The sequence below is a fragment of the Thermus sp. KWY1 genome, from assembly GCF_057547025.1.
This window is the reverse complement of sequence record NZ_BAAJPG010000005.1, coordinates 31,437-47,023: the sequence shown is the minus strand read 5'-3', so window position 1 is coordinate 47,023 and position 15,587 is coordinate 31,437. Positions and strand designations below refer to the sequence as shown.

Annotated in this window: 15 protein-coding genes; 2 read left to right on the top strand and 13 right to left on the bottom strand. The window is 65.5% G+C overall.

The annotated features are described in order from the left end of the window. Nucleotides 1-44: 44 nt before the first annotated feature. Nucleotides 45-2,651, top strand: a complete 2,607-nt coding sequence (ppdK, locus tag AC27GT_RS01360) for a pyruvate, phosphate dikinase (protein WP_041438236.1) — start codon at nucleotides 45-47, stop codon at nucleotides 2,649-2,651. A gap of 154 nt (nucleotides 2,652-2,805) precedes the next feature. Here the strand turns inward: ppdK and AC27GT_RS01355 are convergent, their stop codons facing one another. From AC27GT_RS01355 to AC27GT_RS01295, 13 genes are read right to left on the bottom strand one after another with little or no spacing between them, the layout of a single operon-like run. Continuing rightward, on the bottom strand, nucleotides 2,806-3,558 hold the full coding sequence (locus AC27GT_RS01355) for a LamB/YcsF family protein (protein WP_015716959.1): 753 nt from the start codon (nucleotides 3,556-3,558) through the stop codon (nucleotides 2,806-2,808). Between the two features lie 50 nt (nucleotides 3,559-3,608). After that, nucleotides 3,609-4,910 carry a TRAP transporter large permease gene (locus AC27GT_RS01350; protein WP_015716960.1) on the bottom strand — a complete coding sequence of 434 codons (1,302 nt, stop codon included), beginning with the start codon at nucleotides 4,908-4,910 and terminating at the stop codon, nucleotides 3,609-3,611. Continuing rightward, nucleotides 4,907-5,392 carry a TRAP transporter small permease gene (locus AC27GT_RS01345; protein ID WP_015716961.1) on the bottom strand — a complete coding sequence of 162 codons (486 nt, stop codon included), beginning with the start codon at nucleotides 5,390-5,392 and terminating at the stop codon, nucleotides 4,907-4,909. Before AC27GT_RS01345 ends, AC27GT_RS01350 begins: the two co-directional genes overlap by 4 nt. Further along, on the bottom strand, nucleotides 5,389-6,345 hold the full coding sequence (locus tag AC27GT_RS01340; protein ID WP_015716962.1) for a TRAP transporter substrate-binding protein: 957 nt from the start codon (nucleotides 6,343-6,345) through the stop codon (nucleotides 5,389-5,391). Before AC27GT_RS01340 ends, AC27GT_RS01345 begins: the two co-directional genes overlap by 4 nt. A 24-nt stretch (nucleotides 6,346-6,369) precedes the next feature. After that, nucleotides 6,370-7,359, bottom strand: a complete 990-nt coding sequence (locus AC27GT_RS01335) for an ABC transporter substrate-binding protein (RefSeq protein ID WP_487223413.1) — start codon at nucleotides 7,357-7,359, stop codon at nucleotides 6,370-6,372. Nucleotides 7,360-7,384: 25 nt separating this feature from the next. Next, nucleotides 7,385-8,152, bottom strand: a complete 768-nt coding sequence (locus AC27GT_RS01330; RefSeq protein WP_015716964.1) for an ABC transporter permease — start codon at nucleotides 8,150-8,152, stop codon at nucleotides 7,385-7,387. Next, a complete protein-coding gene (locus AC27GT_RS01325) occupies nucleotides 8,139-8,912 on the bottom strand; it encodes an ABC transporter ATP-binding protein (protein ID WP_015716965.1) in 774 nt (257 codons plus the stop codon). The genes AC27GT_RS01330 and AC27GT_RS01325 overlap by 14 nt, the downstream gene beginning before the upstream one ends. Continuing rightward, a complete protein-coding gene (locus AC27GT_RS01320) occupies nucleotides 8,909-9,457 on the bottom strand; it encodes a peroxidase-related enzyme (protein ID WP_015716966.1) in 549 nt (182 codons plus the stop codon). The genes AC27GT_RS01325 and AC27GT_RS01320 overlap by 4 nt, the downstream gene beginning before the upstream one ends. Further along, nucleotides 9,451-10,260, bottom strand: coding sequence for a cyclase family protein (locus AC27GT_RS01315; protein WP_015716967.1), 810 nt, complete (start codon nucleotides 10,258-10,260; stop codon nucleotides 9,451-9,453). The genes AC27GT_RS01320 and AC27GT_RS01315 overlap by 7 nt, the downstream gene beginning before the upstream one ends. 56 nt (nucleotides 10,261-10,316) lie before the next feature. Further along, nucleotides 10,317-11,114 carry an ABC transporter permease gene (locus AC27GT_RS01310; RefSeq protein ID WP_015716968.1) on the bottom strand — a complete coding sequence of 266 codons (798 nt, stop codon included), beginning with the start codon at nucleotides 11,112-11,114 and terminating at the stop codon, nucleotides 10,317-10,319. Continuing rightward, a complete protein-coding gene (locus AC27GT_RS01305) occupies nucleotides 11,107-12,042 on the bottom strand; it encodes an ABC transporter permease (RefSeq protein WP_015716969.1) in 936 nt (311 codons plus the stop codon). The genes AC27GT_RS01310 and AC27GT_RS01305 overlap by 8 nt, the downstream gene beginning before the upstream one ends. Continuing rightward, a complete protein-coding gene (locus AC27GT_RS01300; RefSeq protein WP_015716970.1) occupies nucleotides 12,043-13,527 on the bottom strand; it encodes an ABC transporter substrate-binding protein in 1,485 nt (494 codons plus the stop codon). It lies immediately after the preceding gene. Nucleotides 13,528-13,565: 38 nt separating this feature from the next. After that, on the bottom strand, nucleotides 13,566-14,723 hold the full coding sequence (locus AC27GT_RS01295) for a M20 family metallopeptidase (RefSeq protein ID WP_487223412.1): 1,158 nt from the start codon (nucleotides 14,721-14,723) through the stop codon (nucleotides 13,566-13,568). Between the two features lie 60 nt (nucleotides 14,724-14,783). Here AC27GT_RS01295 and AC27GT_RS01290 point away from each other — a divergent pair, with 60 nt between their 5' ends. Next, nucleotides 14,784-15,575, top strand: a complete 792-nt coding sequence (locus AC27GT_RS01290; RefSeq protein ID WP_487223411.1) for an SDR family NAD(P)-dependent oxidoreductase — start codon at nucleotides 14,784-14,786, stop codon at nucleotides 15,573-15,575. Nucleotides 15,576-15,587 lie beyond the last annotated feature (12 nt).

Below are 15,587 nucleotides of genomic sequence, written 5' to 3'. Positions count from 1 at the left end.
CTTACACCTTTCCACGTTTCCATGCCCCGAGGGAAACTGGGGGCGTGGGTACGCACACGCAGGTGTATCTGCTTTCCGAGGCCCGGGGCCTTTCCCGGGATCTCTTGGGCGGCAAGGGGTTTGGGCTGGTGGAGATGGCCCAGGCGGGGCTTCCCGTTCCCCCGGCCCTCATCATCACCACGGAGGCTTGCCGCCGCTTCCTCAAGGAGGGGACGGTGCCGGGCCTGTGGGAGGAGGTCCGGGCCAAGCTGGCGGCCCTCGAGGGCCTAGTAGGCAAGCGCTTCGGCACAGGGGAGGGGAGCACCCCTCCCCTTTTGGTTTCCGTGCGGAGCGGGGCCCCGGTGTCCATGCCCGGGATGATGGACACCATCCTCAACCTGGGCCTCTCCTTGGAAGGAGTGGAAAGCCTGGCCCGGGCCACGGGGAATCCCCGCTTCGCTTGGGATGCCTTCAGAAGGCTCCTTTCCATGTACGGGGAGGTGGTCTTGGGGGAGAGGGCGGAGGTTTTTGAGGGCATGCTCTCCGCCTTGAAGGAGAAGCGGGGTGTGCAAAGCGACACGGAGCTTTCCCCCGAGGACCTCGAGGCCCTTTCCTTCCAATACCTGCGCCACCTGCAAGAGCGGGGCACGCCCTTCCCCATGGACCCCTGGCTTCAGCTGCAAGGGGCCATCGAGGCGGTCTTCCGCAGCTGGCTGAATCCCCGGGCCAAAACCTACCGCCGCATCTACGGCATCCCGGAGGACCTGGGCACGGCGGTGGTGGTCCAGGCCATGGTCTACGGGAACCTGGGGGAGGACTCGGGGACCGGGGTGGGCTTTACCCGCAACCCCGCCACCGGGGAGAAGGGCCTCTACGGGGAATACCTGCGGAACGCCCAGGGTGAGGATGTGGTGGCGGGTATCCGCACCCCTGAGCCCCTTTCCCGCCTCAAGGAGTACGCCCCCGAGCTCTATAGGGAAATTGAGCGGGTGGCCCACCTCTTGGAGCGCCACTTCCGCGACATGCAGGATTTTGAGTTCACCGTGGAACGGGGGAGGCTCTACCTGCTCCAAACCCGCTCCGGCAAGCGCACCGCCCAGGCCGCGGTACGCATCGCCGTGGAGATGGCGGAGGAGGGCCTGATCAGCAAGGAGGAGGCCGTGCTCCGGGTGGAGGCCAACGCCCTGCCCGGCCTCCTCAAGCCCACCGTGGACCGGGAGAAGGCTCCCAAACCCATTCTGCGGGGCCTTCCCGCAAGCCCAGGGGCGGCGTTCGGCCATGCGGTCTTCAGCAACGAGGCGGCGGAGCGCTACGCCGCCCAAGGGCTTCCCACCATCCTGGTGCGCCCGGAAACCACCCCCGAGGACATCACCGGCATGTACCTTTCCAAGGGAATCCTCACCGCCCGGGGGGGCTTGACCTCCCATGCGGCGGTGGTGGCCCGGGGCCTGGGGGTGCCGGCGGTGGTGGGGGCGGAAGCCTTGAGGGTGGTTCCCGAGGAAGGTCGGGCCTGGGTGGACGGCCTGGAGATCCGGGAGGGGGAGCTGCTTACCCTGGACGGGAGCACCGGGGAGGTTTACCTGGGAGCGGTGCCCCTGGCTGAAGCGGCCGAGGAGGAGCTTTTGCATAAGCTTCTTTCCTGGGCGGAGCCTCACCGTTCCCTGGGGGTCAGGGCCAACGCCGATACCCCCCTGGACGCCGAAAGGGCCCGGGCTTTCGGCGCCGAGGGGATCGGGCTTTGCCGTACCGAGCACATGTTTTTCCAGGAGGAACGCCTGCCTTGGGTTCGGCGGTTGATCCTGGCCCGCACCCCGGAGGAGGAAGCCGAGGCCTTGGAGCGGCTTTTCGTCTTCCAAAAGGAGGACTTCAAGGGCATCCTCAGGGCCATGGATGGCCTCCCGGTGACCGTACGCCTCCTGGATCCTCCCCTCCACGAGTTCCTGCCCTCCCTCGAGGAACTGAAGGCGCAGGCGGAGGCCGGGGACGAGGAGGCCAAGGCCCTTTGGGAGCGGGCCAAGGCCCTGGCGGAGCAGAACCCCATGCTGGGCTTTCGGGGCATCCGGCTTTTGCTCCTCAGGCCGGGCATCTTCCGCATGCAGCTTCGGGCCCTCCTGGAAGCGGCCAAAGAGCTAAGGGAAGAGGGTTTTGATCCCCGCCCGGAGGTCATGGTTCCCCTGGTGGCAGATCCCAAGGAGGTGGAAAGGGCCAAGGCCCTGGCGGAGGAGCTTTTCCGGGAGTACGGCCCCATTCCCTTCGGCACCATGGTCGAGACTCCAAGGGCGGCCCTTCTGGCTTCGGAGATCGCTCCCCTGGTGGACTTTTTCAGCTTTGGCACCAACGACCTCACCCAGATGGCCTTTGGTCTTTCCCGGGACGATGCCGGGAAGTTCCTGCCCCAGTATGTGGAGGAAGGGCTTTTCCCCTTCGACCCCACGGAGCGCCTGGACGAGAAGGGGGTGGGAAGGCTTCTTCGGCTTGCGGTGCAGGAAGGGAAGCGGGCTAACCCCAGGCTTAAGGTAGGGCTTTGCGGGGAACATGGGGGCGAGGCCCGCAGCGTGGCCTTTGTGGCCGACCTCCTGGATTACACCTCGGCGAGCCCCTTCAGGGTGCTTACCGCCCGGCTTGCCGCAGCCCAGGCGGGGCTTCGGGCCTCGAGGTACGCTGGCACCTGACCGAAACCTGAAGGAAGCCCAGGGGGGTCAGCCCCCCTGGGCTTAACGCTTTAAACTGGAATGGTTTACAGGATTAGCGGACTTAAGAAGAGGGCTATGAGGGAAGTCTACGCCTTTGTGGAGAAAAGGGACCTGGCGATGAGCCGACTGCTTTCTAGAAGGGTCTCACCTCTATCCCTGCTTCCTCCAGCGCCTTGCGCACCGCCAGTGCCACCTCGGGGGCGTTGGGGTTGTCCCCGTGGATGCAAAGGGTTTCCGCCTTGACCTCCACTTCCCCGCCATCCAGGGCCTCGACTTTTCCTTCTAGAACCATCCTGAGGGCCCGCCTGGCTGCCTCCTTGGGATCGCTGATCCAGCTTCCCGGGAGGGAGCGGGGGGCCAGCTGGCCGTTTTTCAGATACGCCCGTTCGGGAAAAGCCTCGAGGACCACCCTTAGCCCTGCCCTCCGGGCCTCCTCCTCGTACACCGTGCTGGGAAGCACCACCAAGGGCACTTCGGGGTCAAAGGCCTTCACCGCCTCGGCGATGGCCCGGGCGGTTTCCCGGTCGCGACAGGCTCTGAGGTAGAGGGCCCCGTGGGGCTTCACGTGGTGAAGGCTTAACCCTTCCGTCTTCAGGAAGGCGTAGAGGGCTCCTATCTGGTAGAGGACGTCCGCATAGACTTCCTCGGGGCTCAGGGCCATATCCCTGCGACCAAAACCCACCAGGTCGGGGAAGCCCGGGTGGGCTCCCACCGCCACCCCATGGGCCTTGGCAAGAGTCACCGCCTCCCTTATGCGGGTGGGGCTTCCCCCATGAAAGCCGCAGGCCAGGTTCACCGAGGTCACCAGGGGGAAGATCTCCCGGTCGTGACCGTAGGTGAAGGCTCCATAGGACTCCCCAGCGTCGGCGTTGAGGTCTATGAACATGGCCACCCCCTTACAGGGAAAGCTTAACCCCAAACGGAATGACCTGCATGTTATCCCCCGGTCATGGTTCGGGGTAGCCACGTGGCCATTTCCGGGAACAGCATGAGGAGGACCACCATGAGAAGCAGCACCCCCATGAAGGGAAGGGCATAGCGAGCGATGTGGAAGAGGTCCTCCCCGGTTAAGGACTGGATGACGAAGAGGTTGAAGCCCACAGGGGGAGTGATCTGGGCCAGTTCCACCATGATCACCAGATACACGCCGAACCACAAGGGGTCCACGCCGATGGCCTTCACCACGGGAAGGATCACGCTGATGGTGAGGACCACGATGGAGATCCCATCCAGAAACCAGCCCAGAACGATGTAAACCAGGCTCAAGAAGAAGATGAGGGCCACGGGGGAGATCCCAGCTTCCACCGCCCAGGTGGCCAAGGCCCTGGGGATGCCGGTGAACCCCATGGCCAGGGTCAGAACCCCGGCTCCTGCCAGGATCAGGCCGATCATGCTGGTGGTGCGTATGGCCCCCATCAAGCTTTCAAAGAACATCCTGGGGGATAGCTCCCGGTTTAGCCCCGCCAGGAGGAGGGACCCCGCTACCCCTATGGCCGCCGCCTCCGTGGGGGTGGCTACCCCCAGGTAGATGGAGCCCAGGACCAGGAGGATGAGGAAAAGCACCGGGAAAACGGATAGAAGGCCGACCAAGCTTTGGTAGAGGGGCTTCCGGGGTTCCCGAGGTAGTTGGTGGCGGTAGAGGAAGGCCAGAAGGGCCACCAGGAGCATGAAGAGCAAGGTTAAAACCGCTCCTGGCACCACTCCAGCCATGAAAAGCCGGGCTACGGAAACCTCGGCCATGACCCCGTAGACGATCATGATGACGCTAGGGGGGATGAGGAAGCCTAGGGTTCCCGCCCCGGCTAAGGAGCCCAGGGCCAGGGGCTTGGGGTAGCCGCGGCGCAACAGCTCAGGCAGGGTAAAGCGGCCCACGGTGGCGGTGGTGGCAGCGGAGGAGCCGATGACGGCGGCGAAGAGGGCGCTGGCCACCACGTTCACATGAAGGAGTCCCCCAGGAAGGCGGGAAAGAAGGGGGCTAAGCCCCTGGAAGAGCCCCTGGGCCAGCCGGGAACGGTAGAGAACCTCCCCCATCCAGACGAAAAGGGGCAGGGCGGCCAGGCTCCAGCCGGAGGTGGTGGACCATAGGGCGGTGGCCAGGTTGGCTCCCGGAGGAGCGGTGGTGAACAAGGCCAGGCCAGCGAGGCCCACCAGGAGGAGGGCTAGGCCCACGTAGACCCCCAGGGCCAGGAGGAGGAAAAGAAGGCCCACCAGGATAAGGCTTTCCCATAGGAGGCTCATTCCTTTCCCTCCTTCCAGGTTTTCAGTCCCGCCTCGAGGAGGGCCAGGGCGAAGGTGCTGAGGCCCACCGCCAGGAAGCTTTGGGGTAGCCAAAGGGGAAGAGGAAGAAGCCCTGGGGCCAGGTCTCCGTAGCGGAAGCTCTCCGCCACCCTAAGCCAGGTTTGAACCGAGGCATAAAGGGTGGTTAGGAATCCGAGTCCCAGGGCGAAGGTTTCCAGCGGGCGACGGGCCTTGGGGGGAAGCTTTTGCAAAAGAAGCCGCATCTGGATGTGCCCCCCAGCCCTCAGGGTGGGAGCAAGGCCCAGGAAGATGAGCCCGGCGGTGGCGAAGCCGGCCATCTCTAGGGCGGAGGGCACCACGAAGCCCAGGTACCGTCCTGCCACCTGGGCCAGGATCACCAGGAGGATGAAGAGGCCCATGAGGGCCGCCAGGAACTCGGATAGACGGTAGAGGCCCTCGAGGGCCTTCTCCAGGAGGTTCATCGTCCAAGGTACTGACGGTAGATCTTGACCCCTGTGGCTCCCGCCTGCTTTTGCCACTCCAGGATCATGGTTTGCCCCACCTTCTTGAGGTCGGCCAGGAGGGTGGGGGAGGGCTTGACCACCTGCATGCCCCGGCTCGCCAGGGTTTGGATGGCCTTTTCCTCCTGTTCCTGGCTCAGCCGCCAGCCCCGCTCCTCTGCCCGCTTGGCCGCCTGCAACAGGGCTTCCCGATCCTGGGGGGAGAGGCTTTCAAAGGCCCGTCGGCCGACGACCACCATGTTCTTGGGGATCCAGGCCTTCACGTCATAGAAGTAACGGGCGAAGTCCCAGGCCTGGCTGTCCACCCCGGTGACCGGGGAGGTGATCATCGCCTCCACAATCCCCGTGGCGAAGGCCTGGGGAATGTCTGCGGCCTCCACCTGAACCGGGTGCATGCCGAGTAGCTCCGCCAGCCGGGCGGTGGCGGGGTTGTAGGCCCGGAACCGCATGCCCTTTAAATCCGCCCCTGTATTCACGGGCCGCTTGGTGTAGAGCCCTTGAGGCGGCCAGGGAACGGCGTAGAGAAAGACCACTCCCCTTTGGGCCAGCCACTTTTCCACCTCAGGGCGCTGAGCCTGGTAAAGCCGACGGGCCTCTTCGTAGCTGGTGGCCACGAAGGGGATGGAGTCCAGGTTGAAGAGGGGGTTTTCGTTGGCGAGAAGGGACATGAGCACCTCCCCCATCTGCACCTGCCCGTTCCTCACCGCGGGCAGGATCTGGGGATGGGGGAAGAGGGAGCCTCCAGGGTGGACGGTGATCTTGAGCCGGCCTCCCGTGGCCTCCTCCACTTCCTTTACAAACTGCTGAATGTTTTGCGTGTGGAAGTTGGCCGGAGGATACGGGGTGGCCATGTTCCAGGTCTGGGCTTGGGCTACTAGGGCCAATGGGAAAAGCCAGAAAAGGAGCTTACGCATAACCATGCACCTCCAAGGATTATGTTACCGCTTGGGCACCCGGTCCACGAACTCATTGGTGTACGTGCGCTTGAGATCGATCCGGGCCCGGGCCACGTTGGGATCAAAGGCGGAAAGCACCGTGAGGGGCCTCAGGGGAGCGGTGTCGCTGAAGCGCCCCGTGGGAGAGAAGGACTCCAGGGAGTTCCTGAGGACCTTGAGGTACAGGGCCCGGTCGCCCAGGAAGTACTCCTCCGGTAAGATGGCGGCGATTTCCTCAGGGGTTTTGCCCTGCATCCACCTCAGACCCCGCACCATGGCGTTCACCAGGCGCTGGGCGGTGTCGGGGTTCCGCTCCAACCAGGCCCGGGTGGTATAGAGGACGGCGGCCGGGTACTCCCCGCCCAAAACCTCCCGGGTTCCCTTGGTGGAGCGGGTGTCCGCCAGTACCTTGATGAGGCCTCTTTCCTCCAGGAGGGTGATGGCGGGTTCCACGTTGGAGATGGCGTCCACCTGGCGGTTTTGCACCGCGGCCACCGCTTGGGTCCCCACGGAAACCCCGATCGCGGACACATCCGTGGGCTTGAGGCCGTTTTTCACCAGGAGGTAGTTGAGGAAGAAATGGGTGGAGCTTCCCGGAGCGGTGACCCCCACCTTCCGCCCCTTGAGGTCGGCGATGCTCCGCACCTGGTCTGCCAGGTCCGAGCGCACTCCCAGCACGATGGCCGGGTAACGCCCCACCTGCACGAAGGCCACGATGTCTCTCCCCTGGGCCTGCATCTGGATGGTGTGGTCGTAGAAGCCCATCACCACCTCCACGCTTCCCCCCACCAGGGCCTGGAGGGCCCTCGAGCCCGCCTGCAGGTCCTGGATCACCACGTCCAGGCCTTCTTCCTTGAAGTATCCCAGGCGCTCCACCACAGTGAGGGGCAGGTAGACCACGGCCGTCTTTCCCCCTACCCCCAGCACCACCCGCTTCTGGGCTAAGCCCGCCGCCAAAAGTAACACCAAAAGCGCTACAACCAGCCTCCTCATATCCCCTCCTTTCCTCCATTGACCGCTATTCCGCCTCCATTTTAGGGCGCCAACGGACTAAACGCCCTTCCACTTGGCCCACCACGGCATCCAACAGCAACACGAAGACCATGAGCACCACCATGCCGGCGAAGACCCCGGTGGTGTCAAAGACCCCTTCCGCCTGGGCGATGACGTAACCCAGCCCAGCGGCGCTTCCCAGATATTCCCCCACCACGGCCCCGATCACCGCGAAGCCGATGGAGGTCCTTAAGCTGGAGAAGATCCAGCTGGCTGCGGAGGGCAGGTATACGTGGCGGAGAAGGTGACCGGGCCTGGCTCCCAAGAGCCTGGCGTTTTGCAGGACCACAGGGCTTACCTCCTTAACCCCCTGGTAGGTGTTGAAGAAGGCCACAAAGAAGACCAGGGTGACCCCTAGGGCTACCTTGGAGAGCACCCCCAGGCCGAACCAGAGGGTGAAGATGGGAGCCAAGACCACCCGAGGGATGGCGTTTAGGGCCTTGATGTAGGGGTCCAAGACCGCCGCCACGCTGGGGGCCAGGGCCAGCCAAAGTCCCAGGACTACCCCGAGCAGGGTTCCGAGGAAAAAGGCCAGGAGCATCTCCAGGGTGGTGATGTAAAGGTGCGGGTAGATCTCCCCGGTGCTGAACCAGCGCCAGACCCTCCCGGCGATCTCGGAGGGTTGGGAGAAGAAGAAGGGGTCCAGGCGGCCGGTCCTCGAGGCCCACTCCCACCAGGCGAGGAAGAGAAGGAGCAACCCCACCTGCCAAAGCCGTAGCCTAAGCCCCCGCATGGGCCCGCATCACCTCCCCCCTTAGGAGCTCCCAGATCTCCCGGTGCAGGCGCAAGAACTCCGGGGTGAGCCGGATCTCCGCCACATCCCGGGGCCGGGGGAGGGGGATGGGGAACTCCCCGATGACCCGGGAGCGGGGCCCCGCCGACATGACCACCACCCGGTCGGAAAGGGCAATGGCTTCCTCCAGATCGTGGGTGACGAAGAGCACGGTCTTGCGATCCTCCTGCCAGAGCCTGAGGAGCTCGTTTTCCATGAGCTGCCGCGTCTGCACGTCCAGGGCGGAAAAGGGCTCGTCCATGAGGAGGAGCCGGGGGTTGGCGATGAGCACCTGGGCCAGCCCCACCCGCTTGCGCATCCCCCCGGAAAGCTGGTGGGGATAGTGGCGGGGAAACCACCCCAGCCCCACCTTCTCCAGCCAGGCCTGGGCCCTTTCCCGAGCCTCCCTCAAGCCCACGCCCCGGAAGACCAAGGGCAGGGCCACGTTGTCCAGGGCGGTCTTCCAGGGCAGGATGGCGTCCTGCTGGAAAAGGTAGCCCGCCACCGGGTTCAACCCCCTAAGGGGCTTCCCTTCCAGGAGGACCTCCCCCTGGGTGGGGGCGAGAAGGCCTGCCGCCACGTTCAGGAGGGTGCTTTTCCCGCATCCCGTGGGGCCCACCAGGCTCACGAACTCCCCTGAGGCCAGGCGGAGGCTTACCCCTTCCACGGCCACATAGGAGCCAAAGGCCACGGAGACCTGCTTAAATTCCAGGAAGTTCATGCGTAGTACTCGAGGTTGGGCTTAATGCCTAAAGCGTTGAGCAGGCGGTTGGTGAAGTTGAACATGGCTGCCACCTCGGCCGCCTCGAGGATGGCCTCATCGCTGAGACCCGCTTCCCTCAAGGGGGCGAGGTCCTCCTCGGTCATGGCGTGGTGCTGGTGCGTGACCTTGAGGGCAAACTCCACCAGGGCCCGCATCCTTTTAGGCATCTCCGCGCGGCGGGGGTTGGCGGCCAAAACCTCCGGGAGCACCCCATCCCCGGTGAGGTCCTTGAGGTAGCGCTTGTGGCTGGCCACGCAGTACTCGCACCGGTTCTCCCCGCTGATGGCCACGGCCATGGCTTCCCGCTCCTCCCGGGAGAGGAGGCCTTCCCCCCGCATAAGGGTGTCGTAGTACCGGAACCAGAGGAGAAACCTGGGGCTCAGGGCAAAGGCCCGGGCCACATTGGGAACAAAGCCCGTCTTCTCCCGGAACCGGGCGAAAAGCTCCTGGACCTCCGGGCTCAACTCCTCTTCGCCCGGTATGCGGAGCCAGGAGATCACCATACCGCCACCGCCCGCACGGGCCCTCCGGAGGCCCCCCGGTGCTTGGGGGCTCCCACGAAGATGAGGGCCCCGGCGGGAGGCACCTGGGCCAGGTTGGCCAGGTTTTCCAGGCCGTATTTCCCCGCGCCCAGGAGGGTCACGTGGGCCTTGAAGTCCTTGGAGGGGCCAAAGTCCAGGGAGAGGGTATCCACCCCTACCCCCACGATCTCCCGCTCCCGCACCAGAAACTCTGCCGCCTCCGGGGAGAAGCCGGGGAAGTGAAGGGTGCCCGTGGCGTCCTGGTTCAAAAAAGCCTTGGGGTCGCGCCAGCGGGCTTCCCAGCCGGAGTGCATGGCCACCAGGGCTCCTTTGGGCAGGCGGCCGTGCTGGCGCTCGTAGGCCAGGATGTCGTCTACGGTCACCTGGGCATCGGGGTTGCGGGCGGCCTTCTCGTGGATGTGGATCACGGCCAGGGGAGCGATGAGGGTTTCCACGGGCAGTTTTTCCGCGGTGAGCCCCCCTTCGGCGAAGTGGGCGGGGGCGTCCATATGGGTTCCCGAGTGCTCCCAGAAATCGATGCGGTTGCCGTAGTACCCGTTCTGCCGTACCGTGACCAGGGTGGTGATGCGCATGGGTTCAGCCCCGGGGAAGAGGGGGATCTCCGGGGAGAGCTCGTGGGTGAGGTCCACCGCCCGGCTAAAGGCCTTGCCCTGTACCTGCGCCTGGGCCACGGCCCGGCTGGCAAGAAGCCCCAGGCCCGCGCCCAACAGGGCCCTGCGGGAAATCTGCTTGGCCACTTCCTCCATCACCAGAGGGGCACACATGGTTTCCTCCTTTGTCAGGGGCAAGTTACCACGGGCCTGCAAAGGTATGCAAGCCCCTAACGCCGGGGGTCCAGGCGGTCCCGGAGGCCGTCTCCCAGGAGATTGAAGCCCAAGACGGCCAGGGAAAGGGCCAACCCGGGAACCAGGGCGGGATAGGGGGAAAGGGGAAGGAAGCTTTGGGCTTCCCGGAGCATCCGGCCGAGGCTTGGGTTTGGGGGCTGAACGCCAAGGCCCAGGTAGGAGAGGGCGGCCTCGGCCAGGAGGGCGGCGGCGAAGGCCAGGCTGGCCTGGACCAGGAGGGGTCCCAGGAGGTTGGGGAGGAGGTGGCGGCGCATCACCCAGCCCGGAGGGGCTCCCAGGGCCAAAGCGGCTTCCACAAAGGGGGCGGTCTTAAGGGCCATGGCCCCGGCCCGGGCCACCCGGAAGAAGGCGGGAACCATGGAAAGCCCCACGGCCAGCATGCTGCTGTAGATCCCGGGGCCCATGAGGGCGGCGAGAAGAAGGGCAAGGAGCAGGCCCGGAAGGGCATAGAGGGCCTCCATGAGGAGGCTTAACGCCCCGTCCCAGTGCCGGCCCAGGTATCCGGCAAGAAGGCCTGCGGCCACGCCCAGGGTAAAACCCACGGAAACAGCGATGCTCCCCACCAGTAGGGCGTTTCTTGCTCCGTGAAGGAGACGGGCCAGGAGGTCCCGGCCCAAGGGATCGGTCCCCAGGGGATGGGTGGGGGAAGGAGGGGCGAGGCGGTGGAGGAAGTCGGGGGCGTTGGGGTCCAGGGGATAGAGGAAGGAGGCCAGGGCCATGAGGAGGAAGAGGCCCACCAGGAGGCTTCCCAAGAGGAGGCTTGGGCTACGCATACGCCACCCGCGGGTCCAAAAGGCCGTAGAGGAGGTCCACCAGGAGGTTGAAGAGGACGATGAGGGCGGCCATGACCAGCACCAGGCCCTGGAGGAGAGGGTAGTCGCGGGCCTCGAGGGCGGTCAGGGCCAGGCTTCCCATGCCCGGCAGGGCGAAGACCACCTCCACCACCACCGCCCCGGTAAGGAGGAACCCTCCCTCCAAGCCCAGCACGGTGATCAGGGGAAGGCTTGCGGGCTTTAAGGCGTGCTTGATGAGCACCCAGGTCTCGGGGACCCCCTTGGCCCGGGCGGTGCGGATGTAGTCCTGGCCCATCACCTCTAGGAGGCTTCCCCGGGCCATGCGGAAAAGGATGGCTGCCCGGGAAAGGGCCAGGGTGAGGGCGGGGAGGAAAAGGTGGCGGAGGGCTTCCCATGGATGGGAAAACCCCGGGAAGCCGCTGGCGGGGAAAAGGGGCAGGTGCACCGCCAGGGCGTAGAGGAGGACCACCCCCAGAAAGAAGGTGGGCACGGATTGCAAAAAGGCCATAAGGCCGCTTAGGGCTAGGTCGCAAAGGGGAAACCTAAGGGCTAGAAGGGCCAGGGGCAAGGCCAGGAAAAGGGCGCCGCCAAGCCCCAGGAAGACGAGGCCCAGGGTGAGGGGGATCCGCTCGCCCAGGAGTTCGCCCACGGGCTTTCCGTAGCGGATGGACTCCCCCAGGTCGAAGCGGAGGGTGCGGGTGAGCCAGTCCGCATAGCGTTCCCAGGGAGGCTTGTCCAGGCCGAGGGCGCGTTCCAGGGCCTGCCGGGCAGCTGGCGAAGCCTCGAGGCCCAGGATGGCCTGCACCGGGTCCCCCGGGAGAAGGAGGAGGAAGGCGAAGACCAGGCTGGAGGCCAGCCAAAGTGTAGCCAGGGCCAGGAGGACCCGCCTCAGGAGGAAGCTTCGCATCTAGCGGTTCAAGTACACCCGGGTCACGTTGAGGCTCGGGGTGGGCTGGTTCTGCCACCAGCCCATGACCTCCTTCCGCATGGCGGCGATGTAGGGGGCGTTCATCACCCAGAGGTTCACCGCATCCTGGGCGAGGAGGTGCTGCATTTCCTTCATGATCTCGCAGGCCCGCTTGGGGTCGGGGGTGCGCAGGTACCTGGTGTAGAGGTCGCGGAAGCGGGGGGAGTCGTAACGGAAGTAATAATTGGGGTTGGCGTAGATGCCGATGTCGTGAGGCTCGGAGTGGCCGATGATGGTCATCTGGTAGTCGGCTCCCCGGAAGACCCTGGAAAGCCAGGTGGCCCACTCCACCACCTCCAGCCGCGCCTGGACCCCGATCTGGGAAAGCTGGGCAGCGATGGCTTCCCCAAGCCGCCTCTCGTAGGGGTAGGGGGCGGCTAGGGTGAAGGTGAAGCGCAAGGGGTTATTGGGTCCGTAGCCGGCCTCTTGCAAAAGGGCCCGGGCCTTGGCGGGGTCGTAGGGGTAGTAGCCGGAAAGATCCTCGTAGCAACTCTCCCCTGGGGAGCGGTGGCTGCCGATGGGGGTGCCAAAGCCCAGCATCACCCCCTCCACCAGGGCCTTTTTGTCCACGGCATGCTGGATGGCCCGCCGTACCCGGATGTCGTTGAAGGGGGGGCGGCTGTTGTTCATGCCCACGGTGATCTCCGTGGTGGTAAAGCCCGTGATCACCTTGAAGTTGGGGTCCCGCTTTAGCACCAGGGCGTTTTCCGGGCTCACCCCGAGGCCGATCACCTGGATGTCCCCCGCCCGCAAGGCGGCAAGCTGGGCGTTTGGATCCGGCAGGAAACGGAAGAAGACCCGATCCAGATAGGGAAGGCCGGGCTCATAGTATCCTTCAAACCGCTCCAGCCTCACCCCAACCCCCCGCTCCCAGGCCACGAAGCGGAAGGGTCCGGTTCCAATGGGCTGGGTTTTCTGTTCCTCCACCCTGCCCTTGGGGCCGATCACGGAATCGGGGCGGGCCAGGTTGAAGAGGAAGTCCTGGTTGGGCTGGCGCAGGCGGAAGACCACGGTGTAGGGATCCTTGGCCTCCACGCTCTGGATGTCCTGGTAGTACTCGGGGTGGGTGTGGCCGGACTTGGGATCCCGGGCGCGGTTGAACTTGAAGACCACGTCCTCGGCGGTGAAAGGGGCACCGTTGTGGAAACGAACCCCCCGGCGCAGATAGAAGGTCCAGGTGAGGCTGGAAGGGCTTCCTTGCCAGCGCTCGGCCAAGGCGGGGACGATCTCCCCCTTCTCGTTGAACTTCACCAGCCCCTGGAGGACGTTGTCGTAGAGCATGCGGGGAATCTCCTGGCTGGTGGAGGCCGTGGGATCCAGGACAGGAGGCTCGGCCAGGATCGCCACCCTAAGCTCTCCTCCTTTGGGCTGGGCCAGGGCAAAGCTGAGGCCCAAAAGAAGGAACCACGCCAACCGCTTCTTCATGTCTTCCCTCCCTTTCCCCATACTATGCCCAAGGGCATTTACCCCAGATAGAGCACCGCCAAGGCGGCGTAAACCCGCGCTGCCTGGACCACTTCCCCTAGGTCCACCCACTCGTCCACTTGATGGGGCAGGGTTTTCCCCCCAGGGCCCATGACCACCACGGGAAGACCCGCCCATGCCTGGAGGAAGGTGCCGTCCGTGGCCCCGGGTACCCCGCCGTGGCGCACGGGAAGGCCGAGAAGCCTTAGGGCTTCCTCCGCTGCCTGCACCAAAGGATCCTCCCTGGGGGTCTCCACGGGGGGGCGGTCCTCCAGGACCTCCACCTGGGTTCCCGCCAGGGTCTGGATCCTGGCCACCAACTCCCCGTGGTCCAACCCCGGTACGGTGCGCACGTCCATGGCCACCTCCGCTTCGGCGGGGATAACGTTGAGCTGCCCCTCCCCGGCGGTGGCCAGGATGCGGGTGGGGGTGAGGTAGGGAAGGCCCAGGAAGGGGTGGGAATGGACTTCCTGAAGCTCCCGTTGGAGGCCTTCCAGCTCCAGGATGAAGCGAGCCGCCTTGGGTATAGGGTTTTCCCCGGCGTAGGGCATGGCCCCGTGGGCCATGCGTCCGGGGAAGCGGAGGGATAGGCGCATGGCTCCTTTCTGCCAGAGGCAGACCTCCATGGCCTCAGGCTCGGCCACCAAGGCACCACGGAAGCCTCGCGCCAGCCCTCCTCTCACGAAGGCCTTCACCCCCAGCATCATTCCCTCCTCATCGGCCAAAGCGGCGAGGCGTAGGGGGTACCGGGGATGGCCTAGGGTTCGCTTCACCGCCAGCAGGGCTCCTATCAAGGCGGCGAGGCCTCCCTTCATGTCGCAGGCTCCTCGGCCGTACAGCCGGCCTCCCTCCACCACCCCTTCGTAGGGAGGGTAGCGCCATAGGCTTTCTGGGCCGGGGGTGACCACATCGGTGTGCCCCTCGAGGATCAACCCTCCTTCCCCCTCCCCCAGGTCCGCCACCAGATTGGGCCGGCCCAAAGCCGCTTCCTGCCGGAAGGGGCGGAAACCCCGCTCCCTCAGGTACTCCTCCAGGAAGGCCACCACCCCTTCCTCCCCGGGCCCCGGGTAGTGGCTGGGGATCCGCACCAGGGCCTTCAGGAGGTCCACCACCTCCTTCTCGTCCACCGCCTCCGCCGCTAGCAGGGCCTTTTCCATAAGGGGGTCCCCTGGGGGATTATACTGCGATTGGCTGGCCTAAACGAAAGGAGGTGGCGGGTGAACTACCGGCAACTTTTCGACCTAGGAGGGCAGGTGGCTTTGGTGGTGGGGGCGGCTTCCGGAATCGGGCGGGCCTCCGCGGAGGCCTTGGCGGCCTTCGGGGCCAAGGTGGTGCTGGCAGACCGGGATGAAAAGGGTCTGGAGGAGGTCCTCGAGGCCATCCGCAGGCAAGGCGGGGTGGCGGAGGCCCACCTCCTCGACCTGGCAGCCAGGGGCCAGGCCGAGGCGTTGGTGGAGAGGGTGCACCGGGCCCATGGCCGGTTGGACACCTTGGTGTCCACCCCGGCCATCAACGTGCGCAAACCCCTTCTGGACTACACCGACGAGGAGATCGACCGCGTGGTGGACCTGAACCTGAAGGGGACCTTGCGGCTTTTGAGGGCTGGCGGGCGGGTGATGCGGGAGCAAAGGGGGGGAAGCCTCATCGCCTTTGCCTCCATAAGGGCCCTGGTGGTGGAACCAGGGCAGGGGGTTTATGCGGCCACCAAGGCGGGGATCCTCCAGATCATGCGTACCCTGGCCGCGGAGCTTGGGCCCTATGGGGTGCGGGCCAACGCCATCGCCCCTGGGCCCATCGAAACCCCCCTCACCGCTCCCATCCAAACCCATCCCGATTGGTACCGGGCCTATGCGGAGAAAACCGCCCTCTTGCGCTGGGGAAAGCCCGAGGAAGTGGCCATGGCGGTGGTGTTCCTGGCCTCGCCGGCTTCCAGCTACGTGACCGGCACCCTCTTCCTGGTGGATGGGGGTTGGACGGCGGTGGACGGGCGGTTTACCCCGCCCCTTTAGCCAAGCTGGGCC

Excerpts from the sequence above, each read along its gene's own strand:
- AC27GT_RS01320 (WP_015716966.1), bottom strand. The coding sequence starts at position 9,457 with ATGGTGATCTCCTGGCTCCGCATACCGGGCGAAGAGGAGTTGAGCCCG.
- AC27GT_RS01345 (WP_015716961.1), bottom strand. The coding sequence starts at position 5,392 with ATGAACCTCCTGGAGAAGGCCCTCGAGGGCCTCTACCGTCTATCCGAG.
- AC27GT_RS01340 (WP_015716962.1), bottom strand. The coding sequence starts at position 6,345 with ATGCGTAAGCTCCTTTTCTGGCTTTTCCCATTGGCCCTAGTAGCCCAA.
- AC27GT_RS01330 (WP_015716964.1), bottom strand. The coding sequence starts at position 8,152 with ATGCGGGGGCTTAGGCTACGGCTTTGGCAGGTGGGGTTGCTCCTTCTC.
- AC27GT_RS01335 (WP_487223413.1), bottom strand. The coding sequence starts at position 7,359 with ATGAGGAGGCTGGTTGTAGCGCTTTTGGTGTTACTTTTGGCGGCGGGC.
- AC27GT_RS01315 (WP_015716967.1), bottom strand. The coding sequence starts at position 10,260 with ATGTGTGCCCCTCTGGTGATGGAGGAAGTGGCCAAGCAGATTTCCCGC.
- AC27GT_RS01355 (WP_015716959.1), bottom strand. The coding sequence starts at position 3,558 with ATGTTCATAGACCTCAACGCCGACGCTGGGGAGTCCTATGGAGCCTTC.
- AC27GT_RS01310 (WP_015716968.1), bottom strand. The coding sequence starts at position 11,114 with ATGCGTAGCCCAAGCCTCCTCTTGGGAAGCCTCCTGGTGGGCCTCTTC.
- AC27GT_RS01305 (WP_015716969.1), bottom strand. The coding sequence starts at position 12,042 with ATGCGAAGCTTCCTCCTGAGGCGGGTCCTCCTGGCCCTGGCTACACTT.
- AC27GT_RS01300 (WP_015716970.1), bottom strand. The coding sequence starts at position 13,527 with ATGAAGAAGCGGTTGGCGTGGTTCCTTCTTTTGGGCCTCAGCTTTGCC.
- AC27GT_RS01325 (WP_015716965.1), bottom strand. The coding sequence starts at position 8,912 with ATGAACTTCCTGGAATTTAAGCAGGTCTCCGTGGCCTTTGGCTCCTAT.
- AC27GT_RS01295 (WP_487223412.1), bottom strand. The coding sequence starts at position 14,723 with ATGGAAAAGGCCCTGCTAGCGGCGGAGGCGGTGGACGAGAAGGAGGTG.
- AC27GT_RS01350 (WP_015716960.1), bottom strand. The coding sequence starts at position 4,910 with ATGAGCCTCCTATGGGAAAGCCTTATCCTGGTGGGCCTTCTTTTCCTC.